1 protein-coding gene is annotated in these 543 nt (G+C 37.0%); it reads left to right on the forward strand.

All coding sequences use genetic code 11. The features are described 5' to 3' along the window. Positions 1 to 368: transposase (locus tag Q5O73_RS10550; protein ID WP_302669670.1), on the forward strand; the 368-nt coding region annotated here is incomplete at its 5' end. Positions 369 to 543 lie beyond the last annotated feature (175 nt).

A 543-nucleotide genomic window follows, 5' to 3' on the forward strand; every position in this document is an offset into this window, starting at 1 on the left:
CAATATATCAGGCAGTTAATGAAGAAAAGGCTCTCGAAGCATTAGACAGGGTAACTGAGAAATGGACTCCGAAGTATCCGAACTCCATGAAAAGATGGAAGGACAACTGGGATGTGATATCGCCTATTTTTAAATTTTCAGATACTGTACGAAAAGTAATATATACAACCAATGCCATTGAAAGTTTAAATTCAACATACAGGAAACTTAATCGTCAGAGAAGTGTATTTCCAAGTGATAAGGCATTATTGAAAGCACTGTACCTTTCAACCTTTGAAGCAACGAAAAAATGGACAACGACCTTAAGAAACTGGGCTCAGGTGTATGGAGAACTGAGCATTATGTACGAAGGCCGTTTGCCTGAATAGCATAAAAAATACCCAATATCAAGGATAAATATACGCCCGTTATAAAACGGGCGTCCTTGACATGGGTATTTTTATATGCTAGTTATATAAACAAGAGCTGCAAGCTCATTTCATGAACTTACAGCTCCATCACTTATCATAGAATGTCTATTTACAGACTTTATTTCACAGACTC

Source organism: Eubacterium sp. AF15-50 (assembly GCF_934835595.1).
In the GTDB taxonomy this organism is placed as follows: domain Bacteria; phylum Bacillota; class Clostridia; order Lachnospirales; family Lachnospiraceae; genus Eubacterium_G; species Eubacterium_G segne.